The sequence below is a fragment of the Planotetraspora phitsanulokensis genome (genome assembly GCF_016863295.1).
GTDB lineage: Bacteria > Actinomycetota > Actinomycetes > Streptosporangiales > Streptosporangiaceae > Planotetraspora > Planotetraspora phitsanulokensis.
Genome location: NZ_BOOP01000007.1, coordinates 78,744 through 95,373, shown reverse-complemented (window position 1 = coordinate 95,373; position 16,630 = coordinate 78,744). Strand labels below are relative to the sequence as shown.

16 protein-coding genes are annotated in these 16,630 nt (G+C 70.9%); 12 read left to right on the top strand and 4 right to left on the bottom strand.

Going from position 1 to position 16,630, the window contains the following annotated elements; all coding sequences use genetic code 11:
• The first annotated feature begins 24 nt into the window (after positions 1 to 24).
• From Pph01_RS09460 to Pph01_RS09435, 6 genes are read left to right on the top strand one after another with little or no spacing between them, the layout of a single operon-like run.
• The gene (locus Pph01_RS09460; protein ID WP_204072625.1) at positions 25 to 1,827 is read left to right on the top strand and encodes an ABC transporter substrate-binding protein; all 1,803 of its coding nucleotides are present in this window, start codon (positions 25 to 27) and stop codon (positions 1,825 to 1,827) included.
• Positions 1,824 to 2,858 carry an ABC transporter permease gene (locus Pph01_RS09455; protein ID WP_204072624.1) on the top strand — a complete coding sequence of 345 codons (1,035 nt, stop codon included), beginning with the start codon at positions 1,824 to 1,826 and terminating at the stop codon, positions 2,856 to 2,858. Before Pph01_RS09460 ends, Pph01_RS09455 begins: the two co-directional genes overlap by 4 nt.
• Positions 2,855 to 3,766: an ABC transporter permease gene (locus Pph01_RS09450; protein WP_204072623.1), complete on the top strand. Its 912-nt coding sequence runs from the start codon at positions 2,855 to 2,857 to the stop codon at positions 3,764 to 3,766. Before Pph01_RS09455 ends, Pph01_RS09450 begins: the two co-directional genes overlap by 4 nt.
• 5 nt (positions 3,767 to 3,771) lie before the next feature.
• Complete coding sequence (locus Pph01_RS09445; protein WP_204072622.1) at positions 3,772 to 4,782, top strand: ABC transporter ATP-binding protein; 1,011 nt, start codon at positions 3,772 to 3,774, stop codon at positions 4,780 to 4,782.
• Complete coding sequence (locus Pph01_RS09440; RefSeq protein WP_204072621.1) at positions 4,779 to 5,801, top strand: ABC transporter ATP-binding protein; 1,023 nt, start codon at positions 4,779 to 4,781, stop codon at positions 5,799 to 5,801. Before Pph01_RS09445 ends, Pph01_RS09440 begins: the two co-directional genes overlap by 4 nt.
• Entirely contained in the window at positions 5,798 to 6,664 is an 867-nt protein-coding gene (locus Pph01_RS09435; RefSeq protein ID WP_204072620.1) for a GNAT family N-acetyltransferase, read from the top strand. The genes Pph01_RS09440 and Pph01_RS09435 overlap by 4 nt, the downstream gene beginning before the upstream one ends.
• Before the next feature lie 2 nt (positions 6,665 to 6,666).
• Here the strand turns inward: Pph01_RS09435 and Pph01_RS09430 are convergent, their stop codons facing one another.
• Positions 6,667 to 7,779, bottom strand: coding sequence for an exo-beta-N-acetylmuramidase NamZ family protein (locus tag Pph01_RS09430; protein ID WP_204072619.1), 1,113 nt, complete (start codon positions 7,777 to 7,779; stop codon positions 6,667 to 6,669).
• Positions 7,780 to 7,811: 32 nt separating this feature from the next.
• On the opposite strand from Pph01_RS09430, the gene murQ reads away from it, so the two are divergent.
• A complete protein-coding gene (gene murQ / locus Pph01_RS09425; RefSeq protein ID WP_239116550.1) occupies positions 7,812 to 8,834 on the top strand; it encodes an N-acetylmuramic acid 6-phosphate etherase in 1,023 nt (340 codons plus the stop codon).
• Positions 8,835 to 8,840: 6 nt separating this feature from the next.
• Complete coding sequence (locus tag Pph01_RS09420) at positions 8,841 to 9,899, top strand: serine hydrolase domain-containing protein (RefSeq protein ID WP_204072617.1); 1,059 nt, start codon at positions 8,841 to 8,843, stop codon at positions 9,897 to 9,899.
• An 82-nt stretch (positions 9,900 to 9,981) separates the two neighbouring features.
• On the opposite strand, the gene Pph01_RS09415 is transcribed toward Pph01_RS09420, so the two are convergent.
• Entirely contained in the window at positions 9,982 to 10,560 is a 579-nt protein-coding gene (locus Pph01_RS09415; RefSeq protein ID WP_204072616.1) for a TetR/AcrR family transcriptional regulator, read from the bottom strand.
• A gap of 177 nt (positions 10,561 to 10,737) precedes the next feature.
• On the opposite strand from Pph01_RS09415, the gene Pph01_RS09410 reads away from it, so the two are divergent.
• Complete coding sequence (locus Pph01_RS09410) at positions 10,738 to 11,682, top strand: SDR family NAD(P)-dependent oxidoreductase (RefSeq protein WP_204072615.1); 945 nt, start codon at positions 10,738 to 10,740, stop codon at positions 11,680 to 11,682.
• Positions 11,683 to 11,719: 37 nt separating this feature from the next.
• Here the strand turns inward: Pph01_RS09410 and Pph01_RS09405 are convergent, their stop codons facing one another.
• On the bottom strand, positions 11,720 to 12,850 hold the full coding sequence (locus tag Pph01_RS09405) for an NAD(P)-binding domain-containing protein (RefSeq protein WP_239116549.1): 1,131 nt from the start codon (positions 12,848 to 12,850) through the stop codon (positions 11,720 to 11,722).
• Positions 12,851 to 13,002: 152 nt separating this feature from the next.
• Between Pph01_RS09405 and Pph01_RS09400 the strand changes: the two genes are divergently transcribed.
• Positions 13,003 to 13,314 (top strand): thiamine-binding protein, encoded by a 312-nt coding sequence (locus tag Pph01_RS09400; RefSeq protein WP_275412811.1) that lies wholly within the window; start codon positions 13,003 to 13,005, stop codon positions 13,312 to 13,314.
• A complete protein-coding gene (locus Pph01_RS09395) occupies positions 13,311 to 13,661 on the top strand; it encodes an MmcQ/YjbR family DNA-binding protein (protein WP_204072614.1) in 351 nt (116 codons plus the stop codon). The genes Pph01_RS09400 and Pph01_RS09395 overlap by 4 nt, the downstream gene beginning before the upstream one ends.
• Positions 13,662 to 13,693: 32 nt before the next feature.
• Here the strand turns inward: Pph01_RS09395 and Pph01_RS09390 are convergent, their stop codons facing one another.
• Positions 13,694 to 14,356: an endonuclease V gene (locus tag Pph01_RS09390; protein WP_204072613.1), complete on the bottom strand. Its 663-nt coding sequence runs from the start codon at positions 14,354 to 14,356 to the stop codon at positions 13,694 to 13,696.
• A 232-nt stretch (positions 14,357 to 14,588) separates the two neighbouring features.
• Between Pph01_RS09390 and Pph01_RS09385 the strand changes: the two genes are divergently transcribed.
• The gene (locus Pph01_RS09385; RefSeq protein ID WP_204072612.1) at positions 14,589 to 16,562 is read left to right on the top strand and encodes an HNH endonuclease signature motif containing protein; all 1,974 of its coding nucleotides are present in this window, start codon (positions 14,589 to 14,591) and stop codon (positions 16,560 to 16,562) included.
• The last annotated feature ends 68 nt before the right edge of the window (positions 16,563 to 16,630 follow it).

Sequence of the window (16,630 nt, the reverse complement as noted above, 5' to 3'; positions counted from 1 at the left end):
GCAACCGGGAACCAGGAGCAGCCCATGAAGCGACTCGCGGCGATCGCGGCTCTGGCGTCGATCGCCACCGCCACCGCGTGTGGAAGTACCGGCCAGGAGGATGCGGGGCAGGGGGGGATCTACACCACGATCGACGGCAGCAAGCAGATCAACGCGAGCGCGCCGATCAATCCCTTCAACCCAGTGGGCTCCGTGTTCGACGGCTACAACGGGATGGCACTCGCCTGGCCGAAGAACGACCCGATCGACCCGAACCAGTTCTATCCGGCGATCGCGCGCAGCTGGACGATCACTCCCGACGAGTCGGAGGCCGTGATCCACCTGCAGCCGAACGCCCGATGGTCGGACGGCAAGCCGGTGACCAGCGAGGACGTCCGCGTCTCGATCGGTCTGGCCTACACCCAGGGCGGTACGGCCTACGCGCTCGACCCCAAGGCGGCGGGCGCCGCGGCCACCATCCAGGTGGTGGACCCGACGACGATCCGGATCACCCAGGGCGCCAACAAGAGCAACACGTTCCTCAGCAACCTGCTGTCGACCGTCGTGGTGCCCGCCCACGTCTACGGCTCGTTGCTGCCCCGCGACTTCTGGCACACGCTCAAGGTCGCCCAGGACGGGAAGGGCGCGCCGGCCGAGCGGGCGAAGACCGAGATCACCGGTCTGGCCGACAAGGTCATCGCCTTCGCGCCGCGCCATGACGTGTCCGCGGGGCCGTTCGTGCTGGAGCGGGTCAACCCGGGCGCGGCGCTGCTCAGGCGCAACCCGTACTTCTACGACGGCAAACTGATCGGGCCCGACAAGGTCGAGCTGCTCAACTACTCGGGCAACCAGCAGATCTGGAACTACCTGATCGCCGGGAAGCTGGACAACGCGCCCTTCACGTCGGTGCCGTCGGCCGTCCTGGACCGCATCCGCGCGGTCAGGGGCAACAAGGTCATCAAGGGCTTCTCGCCCGTGTCCACGTCGCTGGCGTTCAACCAGGCGCGCAAGCCGTACGACAACGTGCACGTGCGACGGGCGCTGGCCTATCTGATCGACCGGGCACAGGTGACCAAGATCGCCTCACCCGAGGGCGGAACGCCGTCCCTCACCACCTCGGGCATCCACGCCGAGGCGGCCAAGGTCTGGCTGGGGGCGGAGTTCAACGGCCTCGACCCCTACCGCCTCGACCCGGCCAAGGCCGCGGCCGAGCTCAAGGCGGCCGGCATGACCCGGCGGGGGAACAAGTGGGCGCTGCCCGACGGCCGGCCGTGGAAGGTCGAGATCCACGTGCCCGCGTCGTTCTCCGACTGGATCTCCGCGGCCAAGTCGATCACCAGCCAGCTCAACGACCACGGGATCGACGCGACGGTCGTCACCGCCGCCGACTACACCCTCTATCTCAGTGAGCTCGCGGCAGGGAAGTACGATGTTGGTTTCTGGCTGATGGGCCTCGGGCCCTCGCCGTACAACATCTTCCAGCGCCTGTACGGCCAGGCCAACGGCTGGCAGATGTTCGGCGGCAGGCTCGAGCACGTCGCGCCGGGCACCGAGGGCAACTGGATGGGCGGCCCCGAGACGGTCACCGTCTCCGGCACGAAGGTCGATCCGGGAGCGCTGACCAGCAGGCTCAACTTCGCCCCGCCCGCCGAGCAGAAGCAGATCGTCGGGACGCTGGCGAAGGTGTCAAACGAGCAGCTGCCGGTGATCCAGCTGTGGGACTACGTCAACACCCAGTTCGTGAACACATCCCGGTACACGGGCTTCCCCCCGGACGACAGCCAGGCGCTACGGCTTTCGTCGGGCGTGTGGATGCAGCTCGGCATGATCAGGAAGAGGCAGGCATGACGAAAGCGGTGCGGGAACGGCCCCGCGGAGCCGCCCTGGCCCGCAGGGTGGCGGGGCACGTCGTACGCGGCCTGGTCATGATCTGGGTCGTCGCGACGATCAGCTTCGTCATCATCAGGGAGATCCCCGGCGACCCCGTCCAGGGCATGTACGAGAGCCTGCTGCAGAAGGGCATGTCCCCCGACCAGGCGGAACGGGCGACGGCCGTGCTGTACGGGTTCCTGCCGACGGGCAGTCTCTGGGACCAGTACGTCGGGTACATGGGGTCGTTGCTCCACCTCGACCTCGGCCGGTCGCTGAGCACGCCGGGTGTGAAGGTGACGAGCCTGATCGGCTCGGCCGCCCAGTGGACCGTGCTGCCCGTCCTCGCGGGCACACTGCTGAGCTTTCTGCTCGGCGTGACCATGGGCGTCTACGCCGCGATCAAGCGCTCGGGCAAGCTCGGCGACCTGCTCGCGTTGTCCGGTTCGCTGCTTCACGGCATCCCGGTGTATGTCATCGGGCTCCTGCTGGTGGCGATCTTCACGACCCTGTGGCCGATCCTGCCCTCGGGCGGGCCGGTCGACGTCGCGTTCGTGCCCGGGTTCAACCCCGGGTACATCGGCTCGCTGATCCACCACGCCGTGCTCCCCGTCGTGACGTACACGCTGGCGAGCTACGGAGGCTGGATCCTCGCGATGAAGTCGAACGTGGTCGCCGTGCTCGGCGACGACTTCATCCTGGCGGCCGAGTTGCGCGGCCTGAAACGCGGCATCGTGTTCCGCTACCTGGCGCGCAACGCGATCCTGCCGCTGTTCACGATCCTCGCCCTGTCGATCGGCATGTTGTTCGGCGGATCGATCTTCATCGAGGAGATCTTCAACTATCCCGGGCTCGGGCTGCTGCTTGTCAACAGCATCAGCACCCGTGACTACGCGCTGATGGGCGGGACCTTCCTGGTGATCACAGTGGGCATCGTCGTGGCCAACATCGTCGCCGACCTGCTGTACACGGCGATCGACCCCCGGGTCAGGAGCGGGGAGGCGTCATGACCGTAACCGTCATGCCCGACATGGCCACGGGCACCACCCGGGCGACGCTGCGGCGCAACTTCTGGCGCGGCGTGTGGCGGGTGCTGCTCCGCAAGCCCAGCCGGATGGCAGGCGTGATCATCGTGCTCGGCTTCGCCGTCATGGGCGTGATCGGGCCGCTGCTGTACCCGGCCAACCTGCCACGGGACGACAACGCGCTCTACGCGCCCCCGAGCCTCCAGCACCTGTTCGGCACGGACTTCGAGGGCACCGACGTCCTCGCGCTCGTCGTCACCGGCGCCCGGTACGTCCTGCTCACCGGCCTGGCGACGGCGGTCATCACCGTCGCGCTCGGCACGGTCATCGGCCTGTTCGCCGGGTTCAGGCGGGGCAGGTGGGACAGCGCGCTCATGCGGCTGACCGACCTGAACCTCGCGATCCCCGGCCTGCCCCTGCTGCTCGTCCTGTCGACCGTGTGGAAGTTCACCAGCCCGCTCGAGATGGGCCTGGTCCTCGGGCTGCTCGGATGGGGCGGCGTGGCCCGTGCCGTCCGGTCCCAGACGTTGTCGCTGCGGGAACGCGGCTTCATCGAGGCGGCGAGAGGGCTCGGCCTGCCGACCAGGCACATCATCGGGCGCGAACTGCTGCCCAGCATGGCGCCCTACATCGCGATGAACATGCTGATCGCGGTGACCGGCGCCGTCTACGCCCAGGTGGGCCTGTTCTTCCTCGGCGTCCTGCCCTTCGACGCCAACAACTGGGGCGTGATGCTGAACCTCGCCGTCTTCAGCGGCGGGGCGCTCACGACCCCCGCGGCGCTGCCGTACCTGCTGGCGCCGCTGCTCGCGATCCTGCTGCTCACGCTGGGCATCGTGCTGATCGTCGACGCGATGGACGAGATCTTCAATCCCCGCCTGCGTGAGGAGTGACCCGGTTGTCCAGAGATTCCGCCGCGCCAGAGGTACGCATCCGCGACCTCACCGTGGTCTACAACACGCCGGCGGGCGAGCTGCCGGCGGTGTCCCACGTGAGCCTCACACTCACCCCGGGCACGATCACGGGCGTCGTCGGGGAGTCGGGCTCCGGCAAGTCGACCCTGGCGCTGTCCCTGCTCAACGCCGTGCAGCCGCCCGGCAGGATCGCCGAGGGCAGCGTCGAGATCGACGGCCTCGGGGACGTCCTCCGCCTCGACGGCGAGGACCTGCGCCGCACCCGCGGCCGCAAGGTCGGCTACGTCTTCCAGGCCGCGCAGAACTCCCTGAACCCGTTGAAGACCATCGGGAAGCAGCTGCTCGACCTCGGCCGCTCGCACGACGTCGAAGACCTTCGGGCGCTCGTCGCCGACGCGAAGGCGCTCCTGTCCCGGATGGGCCTCGACGGCGCCCGCGTGCTCGACTCCCACCAGCACGAACTGTCGGGCGGGATGCGCCAGCGCGTCGGGATCATGCTCGCGCTCGTGCTGAACGCCCAGGTGGTCGTGCTCGACGAGCCGACGACGGCGCTCGACATGATCACGCAGGCGACGATCCTGCGGATCATCCGCGAGGTGCACGAGGAGCGGGCGCTCACCACTCTCGTCATCACCCACGACGTCGGAGCGGTCGCCGAGGTGGCCGACGACCTCGCCGTGATGTACGGCGGGCGCGTGGTCGAGCACGGGCCGATCGCCGAGGTGCTCGGCGCGCCCCGGCACCCCTACACCCAGGGCCTGATCCGGGCGATCCCGCGCCTCTCCGGAGACATCTCTCTCGCCAGGGCACTGCCCGGCAGGCCCCCCACGCTCGGCACGCTCCCGGCCGCCGGGTGTGTGTTCCGGGAGCGCTGCGAGAAGCGCATGGAGATCTGCGAGACGGTCGAGCCCGCGACGGCGACCTACGACGGCAGGTCGGTCGCCTGCCACGCCGCCGGACGCCCGGCGCCGGTGAAGCGGAGGGAATACGCGTGATCACGGGCACTGCGATCACCAAGACGTTCAAGCAGCGGGGCAACGTCCTCGGTAAGCGAGAGGTCCCGGCGCTGCGCGGGGTCGACTTCGCCATCAAGAAGGGCGGGGCGGTCTCCTTCATCGGGGAGTCGGGCTGCGGCAAGACCACCCTCGGCCGGATCATCGCGGGACTGGAGACCTACGACTCGGGCGAGATCGTCATCGACGATGTCGCGATGTCGGGCCTGTCCCACCGCCACCGCCAGCCGTACTTCCGCAGGATCCAGCTCATCCACCAGGATCCCTACTCGGCGCTCAACCCCACCCGCACGATCCACCAGACCCTGGAGGCGCCGCTGCGGCTGCGGGCCCGCCAGACGGGCCGTCCCCGGTCGTGGGTCGACGCGCGCGCGGAGGAACTGCTCAGCCTCGTGGGGATCGACCCCGGGTACGTGCTGCCGCGCTACCCGCACCAGCTGTCCGGGGGCATGCGCCAGCGCGTGGTCATCGCGCGGGCGCTCACCATGGACCCCGAGGTGCTCGTCGCCGACGAGGCCGTCTCGATGATCGACGTGTCGCTGCGGCTCGGCATCCTCGGCCTCCTCCGCGACCTGCGCGAACGGCTGGGCGTGAGCGTCCTGTTCATCACCCATGACATCGCCACCGCCCGGTACATCGGGGACGAGGGCGAGCTCTACGTGATCTACCGCGGCCAGGTCGTCGAACGGGGATCGACCGAGACGATCATCGCTGACCCGGTGCATCCGTACACGCAGTCGCTGCTGTCGGCGATCCCGGTGCTGCACGGGCTGGAACGGCCGGGCGCCGAGCAGGTCGTGCCGACCGAGGCGCTCGACGAGGCGCAGGCGGACGAGGGCTGCCTGTTCACCCGCCGATGTCCCTTCAGCACGGCCCGGTGCGAGGCCGAGCGGCCGGTGCTGGGCCACGACGGCGGCGAGGGCGGCGAGGACACCGAACAACTGCACGCCTGCTTCCACCCCAGGAGCAGGAGCGTGATCCCGCAGGGAGTGCGGGCGTGACCGGAATCGCGCCGGTGACGCCGGACGTCCGCGTGGAGGACCTGGCGGCGCGCGCCCTCTGGGCGGACGCCGAGGCTCCCGCGCTGGTGAGACGGCTGGCGACGCCACCAGAGGGGCGCCGGTGGACCGCACTGGCCACCCCCGACCTCGACGGCGTGGTGTTCGCGTCCATGTCGGAGGCCGGCGTCGGCCACCTCGACCTGATCGCCGTCGATCCCGCCGCCCGGGGACGGGGGATCGGCCGTGCCCTCGCCGAGGCGGCGCAGGAGTGGCTGCGCTCCGAGGGCGCCACCGAGGCCAGGATCGCCGGGAACCCGCCGTGCTACGCCTGGCCCGGCATCGACGTGCGCTACACACCAGCGGCGTGCCTTGCGGAAAGCCTCGGGTACGACCGGTACCGGGTCGCCTGGAACATGACGGCCGACGTCGCGGCCATGGGATCCCTGCTCGACGAGGACGACGCGGCGTCCGCGCGGCTGGCCTCGGCCGGTGTGACCGTCCACGCCGCACCCGCGGGGGAGCGCGAGGCGGTGGCCGCCTTCGCCCGGGCTCATTGGAACGAGGCGTGGGCCTGGGAGGCCGAGCAGGCGACCGGCTGCCACTACGCGTCGCGTGGCGGGGAGATCCTCGGGTTCGCCGCGTGGGGCTCCCGGCCGCTGTGGTTCGGCCCGATGGGCACGGCCGAGGAGGCCCGGGGGCTCGGGGTGGGCCGGGTCCTCGCGCGGCGGTGCCTCGCCGAGCAGAGGGCGGCCGGCCTGCGCGAGGTCCAGATCGGCTGGGTCGGCCCCGTCCGGTTCTACTCGCTGGCGTTCGGCGCGCGCGTCGAGCGGGTCTTCTGGCTCTACCGCCGCGACCTGGGCTGATGTCAGCCGTAGAGCAACTCCACCTGGTCGAACCAGGAGACCGGCGCGCAGAGGCCGCGCGGGTCTTCGCCCGCGTCGAGGCGCAGGCGCAGCGAGTCCGACCCCCACAACAGGTCGAGGAACGGATCGCAGGCGAACTCACCCGGATACAGCGCGCGCATGCAGTGGAGCATGGACACCCCGGCGAGGACCGGCTGGAACGCGGACCGGTCGCAGACGTGCGCCTGGACGCCGCGCACCTGCAGGCCCGCGTGCTTGCCGAAGGTGGGGGTGAACCACGTGTCGCGGAAGCGCACCCCGGCGAGGCCGAGATCGTTGAGCGCGAGGGCGAGGCGCTCGTCCACGTACGGCGCGCCGACCAGTTCGAACGGCCGGGTCGTGCCGCGCCCCTCGGAGACGTTCGTGCCCTCGAACAGGCCCGTCCCCGGGTAGACGAACGCGGTGTCCAGCGTGGGCATGTTGGCCGACGGCATCACCCAGGGCAGGCCCGTCTCGTCGAAGAGCCATTCCCGCCGCCAGCCGCTGAGCGGGATCACGTGCAGGTCCGCGTCGATCGTCCGGTTGACGAACAGGGCCAGCTCCCCGGGTGTCAGGCCGTGCCGTACGGGGATGGGGGCGCGGCCGAGGAAGCTCGCGCAGGCCGGGTCGAGCATCGGTCCCTCGGCCGTGACCCCGCCGATCGGGTTGGGCCGGTCGAGCACGACGAACCGCAGGGCCAGCCGGGCGGCGGCCACCATGAGGTCGTACATCGTCCAGATATAGGTGTAGAAACGCGTGCCGACGTCGCTCACGTCGAACACGAGCACGTCGACGCCCGCGGACGCGACGAGATCGGCGAGTTCCTCGGGCGATCTTCGGTAGGTGTCGACGACCGGCAGGCCGGTCACCGGATCGGTCGTGTCGCCCTCGCCCGCGCCCGCTTGCGCCGTGCCCCGGAGGCCGTGTTCTGGGCTGAAGAGCGTGGTCAGCCGGATTCCCGCCGACAGCAGGGCCGTTGCCGACGGGGTCAGATCGGGCAGGACTCCGGTGGGGTTGGTGATGAGGCCGGCACGGCCGTGACTCGCTGGCCGCGGCGCCGCGACCAGTTCTTCCAGCCCCGTCCGGACTCGAATCATCAGGATAAAATACTCCAAATAGGATATTTATGATGAAATCACTTGCGGCTCTCGCCACCGAACAGAGCGATCCCCGCTACAGCCGGATCGACACGCTTCCGACGGAGGAGATCGCGCGGCTGATGAACGAGGCCGACTCCGCCGTGCCGGCCGCAGTGGCCACCGCGGTCCCGGTGATCTCGGCCGCGGTCGACGGCATCGCCGCGCGGATCGCCGCCGGCGGCCGCCTGCTCTACGTGGGCGCCGGCACGTCGGGACGGCTCGCGGTGCTCGACGCCTCGGAGTGCCCGCCGACCTTCGGCACCGACCCCGACCTGGTCCAGGGCATCATCGCGGGAGGCGAGCCCGCGCTCACCCGGTCCGTCGAGGGCGCCGAGGACGACGCGGAGGCGGGCGCGGAGGCCATCCGGGCGAAGGACGTCGGCCCGCAGGACTCGGTCGTGGGGATCTCCGCCAGCGGGCGTGCGCCGTACGTGGTGGCGGCGGTCGCGGAGGCGCGCAGGCGCGGCGCCCTGACCGTGGCGCTGGCCTGCAACACGGGCACGCCGCTCGCCGCGGAGGCGGATCACGCCGTCGAGGTGATCGTGGGACCGGAGATCGTGACCGGGTCGACCCGGCTCAAGGCGGGAACGGCCCAGAAGCTGGTCCTCAACATGATCTCGACGATCACGATGATCAGGTGCGGCCGCACGTACGGCAATCGCATGATCGAGGTGTCGGCGAGCAACTCGAAGCTCGTCGACCGTGCCGTGCGGATCGTCGCCGAGGTCACGGGGGCCGACACCCCGGTCGCCCGCGAGGCCCTCGAAGGCGCCGGCCACGACGTGAAGACCGCCGTCGTGATGATCCAGTACGGCTTCGACGCCGCCCGGGCCCGCGAGTTCCTCGCCGACCGCGGTGGCAGGCTCGACTCCGCGTTGCACGCCGGGTCCGGTCAGGCGCCCGGGGGAGCGCATTCCGGCAACGGAGGCGTGCATTCGGGCGATACGCCGGGTCGGGGGCATTCTCGGGAGTCGCGGGCTCGGGAGCCGCGGCGCCGCGGCAAGGCCGGCTGACGGCCCATGCTCGGCGACCTTCTCCGGGCGGCGGTTCCGGAGGTCGCGTCCGGGGCTGTAGCGGTGATCGCCGTGGACGGGCGGACCGTGGCCGAGGCGGCCGTGGGCGAGGCCGTGCGCTACGCGGACTCGTCTGAGTCGCCTGCCCGGGAGCGTCCGCCGGTCGCGCTGGACTCGATCTTCGACCTCGCCTCGATCACCAAGCTGTTCACCACCGTCGTGCTCCTGTCGCTCGCCGACGACGGCAGGGTGTCCGTCGACGAACCGGTGGCGACCTGGCTGCCCGAGCATTACGGCGACCGGCCGGAGATCACGCTGAGACACCTGCTGACCCACACGGCGGGCCTGCCGTCCGGGCGGCGGGTCGAGAAGGAGCCCCCCGAGAGCCGCTGGGACATGATCCTGTCCACGCCTGCTTCCGGCCCCGCCGGCACGCACGTCTACTCCGACGTCGGCATGATCACCGCGGGACGGGTCGCCGAGATCGCGGGAGACGCACCCCTCGACGTGCTCGTCCGGGAGCGGATCACGACGCCGCTCGGCCTGTCCGACACGGGCTACCGGCCGGACCCGGCCCGGCTGCCGAGGATCGTGGCGACCGAGCACAAGCCCGAGCGCACGGCGCGGGAACGTCCGGGAGAGCTCGCGGCGGCCTGCGTCAGGGGAGAGGTCCACGACGAGACCGCCCACGCGCTCGGCGGGGTCGCGGGCCACGCGGGGCTGTTCTCCACGGCCGCGGACCTGGTCCGCTTCTGTGAGGCGCTGCGCGGCGGCGGGGACGGGATCCTCTCCCGCGAGGCGGTCGCCGAGATGACGCGCGACCACGCGGCCGCCGGTTGCGCCTTCCGCCAGGGGCTCGGCGTGCGGATCGGCGATCCGGCCGTCGTCGGCCCGCTCGTGGACGCGTGGGGGCACTCCGGCTTCACCGGGACGTCGGTCGCCGTGGATCCCGGCCGCGGGGTGACCGCCGTCCTGCTCACCAACAACGTCCATCCGCTGCGGGGACGGCCCGGCATCCGGGACCTGCGCCACGCCGTCGCCGCCGAGGCCCTGCGGCTGGCCTGACCTGGCCTTCTGCTGCCTGCCGTGCCGGGCGTCAGGCTTTTTTCACGGCCAGGCTCCGCTCACGGTCACGCTTGGTTCGCGGTCACGCCTCGTTCGCCGGCCGGTAGCGCAGGCCGTCCATCAGCAGGTCGAGCAGGCGGTCGGCCTGCTCGCGCCGTCCGGGGTCGCCCGTGATGAGACCGATGCCGCTGAGGCTCGCGAGCACGTCGTCGGCCCGGGCATCGGTCCGCAGCCTCCCGGCGGCGCCGCCCGCCTCGAGCAGCGTGCCGATTGTGTCGATCAGTTTGTCCCGGCTGTGCGCGTAGGGGTTGCCGCCCGACGCCACGACCGCCCGCAGTGCGTCGGCCATGCCGCGCTTGGCCGCCCCGTAGTCGACGAAGCGGTCCATCCAGTCGCGCAGCGCCTGGTCGGGCGCCTTGGCCTCGAGGAGTTCCCCGGCCGCGTCGCACAGTCTCGCGAGCTCGTTGCGGTAGGCGGCCTCGACGAGCGCCTCCCGGGTGGGGAAGTGGCGGTAGAGCGTGCCGATGCCCACGCCCGCCTCCTTCGCGATCGCCTCAAGCGTGACATCCGGCCCGTCCTGGGAGAACGCGCGCACGGCGACCTCCAGCAGCCGGTCGCGGTTGCGGCGGGCGTCCGCGCGAAGCGGTCGGGCGGGTGGCACGTCTGTCCTCCTCGTCGGCGTGTTCGCGGTTCATTGTCCTGGGCGCAGGCCGAACTTGCTAAACGGAGGTTCCTCCGATTAGAGTCGGGAGCGTAACGGAGGTTCCTCCGTTTTCAGCGTACCGGCAGGGCCCCCGGTCCGCATGCCCTGGCAGGACCTGGCGAGACAGGAAAGAACATGACCGCGACCACACGCATCACCACGCCGTTCACCGCCGAGTCGACCGCTGCCGGGGTCGTCGCCGGCGTCGACCTCACCGGCCGTCGCGTCATCGTCACCGGCGCGGCCTCCGGCATCGGCATCGAGACCGCGCGGGCGCTCGCCGGTGCGGGCGCCGAGGTGACCCTGGCGGTCCGCGACCTCGCGGCGGGAGAGCGCACAGCCGGGGACATCGTCGCGACCACCGGAAACGAGCAGGTCCGCGTGGCGCGGCTGGACCTCGCCGACCGGGCCTCCGTTGCGGAGTTCGCCGCCTCGTGGGACGGCCCGCTGCACATCCTCGTGAACAACGCCGGAATGATGGCGTCGCCCGAGATGCGCACACCGGAGGGCTGGGAAATGCAGTTCGCCACCAACCACCTCGGGCACTTCGCGCTCACCACCGGACTGCACCGGGCGCTCGCGGCGGCCGGCGGCGCCCGCGTCGTGTCGGTCAGCTCGAGCGCGCACCTGCGCTCGCCGGTCGTCTTCGAGGACATCCACTTCCGTGAGCGGGAGTACGAGCCCTGGTCCGCCTACGGGCAGTCCAAGACCGCCAACGTGCTGATGGCGGTCGAGGCGACCCGGCTGTGGGCGGACGACGGCATCACCGCCAACGCGTTGATGCCGGGCGGGATCCGGACCAACCTCCAGCGGTACGTCTCCGATGAGGAGCTCGAGCGGCTGAGGGCCCAGAGGGGCGCGGCGGGAGTGTCGTGGAAGACGCCGGAGCAGGGCGCCGCGACGTCCGTGCTTCTCGCGGCGTCGCCTCTGCTCGAAGGCGTCGGCGGCCGCTACTTCGAGGACTGCAACGAGGCGGAGCCGAACCAGCCGGGCACCCGGCGGGGTGTCGCGCCCTGGGCGCTCGACCCGGAGGCGGCCACACTGCTCTGGCAGGTGTCCACCGAAGCGCTGGTCTCCTAGGACACCGGCTTCTCCGGAGCCGGTGGGGCGGTGGGGATCAGGCGGCGTGAGGGGCGGCCAGCAGGCGGCGGATCTCCTGGGCGGCCGTGCGGCCGGCGCGGTTCGCCCCGACGGTGCTGGCCGAGGGGCCGTAGCCGACCAGATGGAGGCGGGGTTCGGCGACCACACGGGTGCCGTCCATCTGGATGCCGCCGCCCGGGCCCCGCAGCTTGAGCGGTGCGAGATGGCCGATGGCCGAGCGGAACCCGGTCGCCCAGATGATCACATCGGCTTCGGCCGTCCGCCCGTCGTCCCACATCACGCCGTCGGGGGTGATGCGGCTGAACATGGGGAGCCGGTTGAAGACCCCCTTGTCCATGGCGTCCCGTATCACCTTCGTGTAGGCGAGGCCCGTCGCGCTCACCACGCTCTGGGGCGGCAGCCCCGCCCGCACGCGTTCCTCCACCCGCGCGACGGCCGCCCGCCGGCGGTCCTCGCCGTACGCGCCGTCATGGAAGACCAGCGGGCTGCGTGTCACCCAGATGGTCGTCTCGGCGACGTCCGCGACCTCGGACAACACATGTGTGGCGGAGGCGCCCCCGCCGACGATGACCACCTTCGCCCCGGCGAACTCCTCGGGTCCCCGATAGTCGGCGTAGTGCAGCTGCCTGCCCCGGAAGTCGGCGGCCCCGGGGTAGTAGGGCCAGTGGGGCCGGGTCCAGGTGCCCGTGGCGTTGATCACCGCACGTGCCGCCCATGTCCGGGGTGCGGCGTCGGCCGATGCCCGCTCGGCGGTGACGAGGAGCCTGCCGCCCTCATGGCGCGTCACCGAACGCACCTTAACGGGCCGGAGGATGGGCAGTCCTGTTCGTCTTTCGTAGTCGGCGAAGTATCGGGGCACCACGTCGGCGGCCAGGAGAGCGGGGTCGATCTCCGGAGTGCGGTGTACACCGGGCAGGTCGAAGATGTCGTGGATCTTCTCCATGGTGAGCGTCGGCGACCGGTGCCGCCACGCGCCGCCCGGTCCCGGCTCGGCGTCCAGGACCACGAATCCGAGCCCGAAACGGCGCACGAAGTACGCGCTGGACAGCCCGGCCTGGCCGGCGCCGATGACGACGACGTCGACCTCCGTCGGCGCGGCGTCAGTCGGGGGCGTGCTCGCGGCCGAGCCGATTGCGGTGGTGCTCACGGCGGTGGTCAACAACGTGCCGGGCGTCCGGCTTCCCTCGGTTCGGCTGTGCCCGTCGGCGGTTTTGTCCCTCGGCGGCTTTGTCGGTTGTGCGGGATACGCTCGCGGGTGCCGGGTCGGACGGCTCGGGGTCGCAGCTGTGAGGGGGAGCCATGTCGGTGCTGGTGGCGTTCAGCGTCACGCCGATCGGGACCGGGGAGGACGTCGGAGAGCTGGTGGCTGAGGCGGTCCGCGTCGTGCGCGAGTCCGGCCTGCCGAACCGCACGGACGCCATGTTCACCACGGTCGAGGGTGAGACCTGGGAGGAGGTCCTGGCGGTGGTCACGGCCGCCGTCGCCGCCGTCGCCGCCGTCGAGGCACGGGCTTCCCGGGTGAGCGTCGTCCTCAAGGCGGACTCGCGTTCCGGCGGCGGCCGGCTCGACGCCAAGGTGGCCGCAATCGAGCGGCACCTGGCGGAGTCGTGATAACCGCTGCTGAGATCCGCGAGGTGGCCGCGGCACTGCCGCGCACCGAGGAGAAGCTGGTCAGAGACCGGGTCACGTTCCGCGTCGGCCGTCTCGTCTACGTGACGATCTCCGCGGACGAGACGTCGATGGGCTTCGGCTTCCCGAAGGAGGAGCGGGCCGCGCTCATCGCGGCGGAGCCGGACAAGTTTCACATGCCCCGCCCGTCGGACGAGCGCTACAACTGGGTCCGTGCCTGGCTCTCCGCGCTCGACCACGCCGAGATGGAGGAGCTGGTCGTCGACGCGTGGCGCATGGTCGTCCCGAAGCGGGTCGCCGCCGCCTACCTCGCGGAAGGGCCGCGCTGAGCGACTCGCAAGGGCCCAGTACTCCCCGGTAGTCAGGTCCCGGAGGCCGCTCGCAGCGCCTCCCGGGACAGCCGGTCGGCGGCTCTCGTCGTCTCCGGGAGGCGATGGCGCGGCGTGAGCGCCAGGACGTTGTGGCAGGCGGTGTCCAGGTCGACCGCGTGGCCGACCGAGACGAAGACCGGCTTGACGCCGTCCTGAGTCCGGAGCACGCGCCCGACGACGTCGCCCTCGAGACGCAGCTCACTCCAGGCGCCCCGCCCGTGCGCCGGATCGTCGTAGGTGCCCACGAACGCCGTCTTCGCGACGCCGATGGCGGGCAGACCGGTGAGCGCGCCCAGATGGCAGGCCAGGCCGAACCGCCGTGGGTGGGCGATGCCGTACCCGTCGCAGACGACCAGGTCCGGAGTGACGGAGAGCCGATCGAGCGCCTGGATGACGCTGGGCAGCTCTCGGAAGGCCAGCAGGCCCGGCACATATTCGAAGGCGACCCGGCCGGGCAGGGAGACCTGGTCGAGGACCTGGAGCGTGGTGCCGTCGAGGACCACGACGGCGGCGGCGAGCCGATCGTCGGTGTAGGCGACGTCGACACCCGCCACCCTCGCCGGATGACGCTCGCCCGGCCCGACGAGATCGAGCCGCGGGCGGAGCTCCTCCTGGATGGCCTCGGCCTCGCGGACGGTCGTCGGCATGGTCATGGGCAGGCGCGTCCTCACATCTCGGGACGATAGCCCGTCATCAGGGTGCCGGTGGCCATCGGCTGGTCGGATGAGTCGTCCGGGGCCGGTTCCCGCCGTGAACGGGTGGGTCGATGTTGGGTGAAATGGATTATTTGGTGTTATGTAATGTTTTCTTGGTGTGTGAAATCGATTTCCGGGCGGCGCTTGAAGCTCGAGCGATTTTGTCGGCGGTGGTTGTTAGTTTTGCGGCGTGATTGTCGAGCGGGAGCTGATCGCGGAGGGCCTGGCCGAGATGGCGCCGGGTCCGGAGCTCGCTGCGGCGCTGGGCGGCCTGGATCTCGCGCGGTTGAGCGGGTATGACGCGGTGGTCGTCCTGCAGGCCTACGCCCGGCTGGAAGCACATGTTCAAGCCAGGAAAGCCGCAATAATGGCCGAGGTCGGGCTGTATGTCCCTGCGCCGGGCGATATGACGAAAATGGCCGTTCCGGACAAATGCTCGGCTGACGAAATACGCGCCGCGTTGACGCTGACCCGGCGGGCCGCCGAACGGGAATATGCCTTCGCCCATGCTCTGGCCACCCGCTTGCCTGCCGTACGCGACGCCCTGGATGCCGGGCGGATCGACAAGCCCCGCGCGCTGGTGTTCTGCGACTGGCTCGAGGACGTCCCGGCCGACCTCGCCCGTACCGTGGCCGACCATGTGCTGCCCACCGCCGGACGGCTCACCACCAGCCAGCTCAAAGACAAGATCAAACGCCTGCTGCTGGCCGCCGACCCGAGCTGGGCCCGCCGTCGCTACGAACGTGCGCTGCAACGCCGCCGGGTCGAAGGCACCCTCCTGCCCGACGGCACCGCCGGCATCACCGGCCACCAACTGCCCCTCGACCAGGCCGCCGCCGCGATCGTCCGCGTCGACGCCATCGCTCAGCAGGCCAAACGCGCCGGACTGCACACCCCGATCGACCACATCCGCGCCGACATCTTCCTCGGCCTGCTCGACGGCAGCTTCACTGGGCTGGACGACACCCAGATCGCCGCCGCCCTCCTTCAGGCCGGCCGCCCCTGCCCCGACGAAGAGGATTACGACGACCAACTCCTCGACAACCCCCACGACGGACCCCGTGACGAACCCGGTGACGGACCTGACACGGGGACGGACGGCGGCGGACTTGGGGTGGGGCCAGGCGATGGGCCTGACGGCAAGTCCGATGGTGGATCGGATGCCGGACCGTCATCCATGGAGGAGTCCGCACCAAAGTCCGCCCGTGGCCTGCCAGCAGGGCTGGAAGCGGGATTCGCGGCGGGTGAGATACGGGTCCAGCTGTCGACCCTGATGCACCTGGACGACCTTCCGGCTGAACTCGCCGGATGGGGACCTCTCCACGCCCATCTGGCCCGCCGCATGACCAAAGCCCAGGTCAACAGCGAATGGCGCTACGCCGTCTGCGACCACGACGGGCGGCTCCTCCACGCCGGAATCACCCGCCACCGACCCCGCGGCTGGCCCCGCCACCCTGCTCGCTCGTCTACACCAGCCCCAGGACCAGGGTCGGCAGCAGACTCGGTGACAAAGCGGCGTCGAGCGTCGGCGCGCAGCCGGGGCATCGTCGAGCTGCAGATCCCGCTCGCCCTGCTCCGCCTATGGCAGACGGACCTGCCCGCCCTCGGCGGCTGGGCGCCCGTCATCGCCGACATCATCGGCCAGCTCGACCAGACCGAACCGAACTCCGACCCCGTCAACACCGGCGAGCGGCGGCGCTTCGCCACCACCCGGCTACGCCGATGGATCCAGATCCGCGACCGCGTCTGCTGCCACCCGGGCTGCCGCGCACCGGCCACCCGTACCGAACTCGACCACACCCAGGCATATGGCGACGGCGGACCCACCACCCATACCAACCTCGCCGCCACCTGCACCCACGACCACGACCTCCGCGACCACGGCTGGCAACTCACCCAGACCGCACCCGGCCACCTGACGTGGATCAGCAGGACCGGCCACCATTACCCCGTTCAGCCCCCGCCCGTCATCGAGCCCCTCCCCGAACCTAACCCGCAGACCACCGACCATGACCCGGCAGAAACCGACCCCGTACCTCACCCCTGGGAGCCCACCCCCATCTGGACCGAACCCCACCCAACCAGCCGCCATCAAACCCACCTCAACGCCAGACCGCCCACCCGATCACCCACCACGCCGGACAACGACATCCCGCCCTTCTGAACCCACGGGAAGGGCGGGCCATCCGCCATGCACATGCGGCGGGCCGGCGTCCAAGGCCCGCCATCACA

Coding starts and splice junctions, on each gene's coding strand:
- Pph01_RS09420 (WP_204072617.1), top strand. CDS start 8,841: ATGCTCGGCGACCTTCTCCGGGCGGCGGTTCCGGAGGTCGCGTCCGGG.
- Pph01_RS09400 (WP_275412811.1), top strand. CDS start 13,003: ATGTCGGTGCTGGTGGCGTTCAGCGTCACGCCGATCGGGACCGGGGAG.
- Pph01_RS09390 (WP_204072613.1), bottom strand. CDS start 14,356: ATGACCATGCCGACGACCGTCCGCGAGGCCGAGGCCATCCAGGAGGAG.
- Pph01_RS09410 (WP_204072615.1), top strand. CDS start 10,738: ATGACCGCGACCACACGCATCACCACGCCGTTCACCGCCGAGTCGACC.
- Pph01_RS09450 (WP_204072623.1), top strand. CDS start 2,855: ATGACCGTAACCGTCATGCCCGACATGGCCACGGGCACCACCCGGGCG.
- Pph01_RS09460 (WP_204072625.1), top strand. CDS start 25: ATGAAGCGACTCGCGGCGATCGCGGCTCTGGCGTCGATCGCCACCGCC.
- Pph01_RS09430 (WP_204072619.1), bottom strand. CDS start 7,779: ATGATTCGAGTCCGGACGGGGCTGGAAGAACTGGTCGCGGCGCCGCGG.
- Pph01_RS09455 (WP_204072624.1), top strand. CDS start 1,824: ATGACGAAAGCGGTGCGGGAACGGCCCCGCGGAGCCGCCCTGGCCCGC.
- murQ (WP_239116550.1), top strand. CDS start 7,812: ATGAAATCACTTGCGGCTCTCGCCACCGAACAGAGCGATCCCCGCTAC.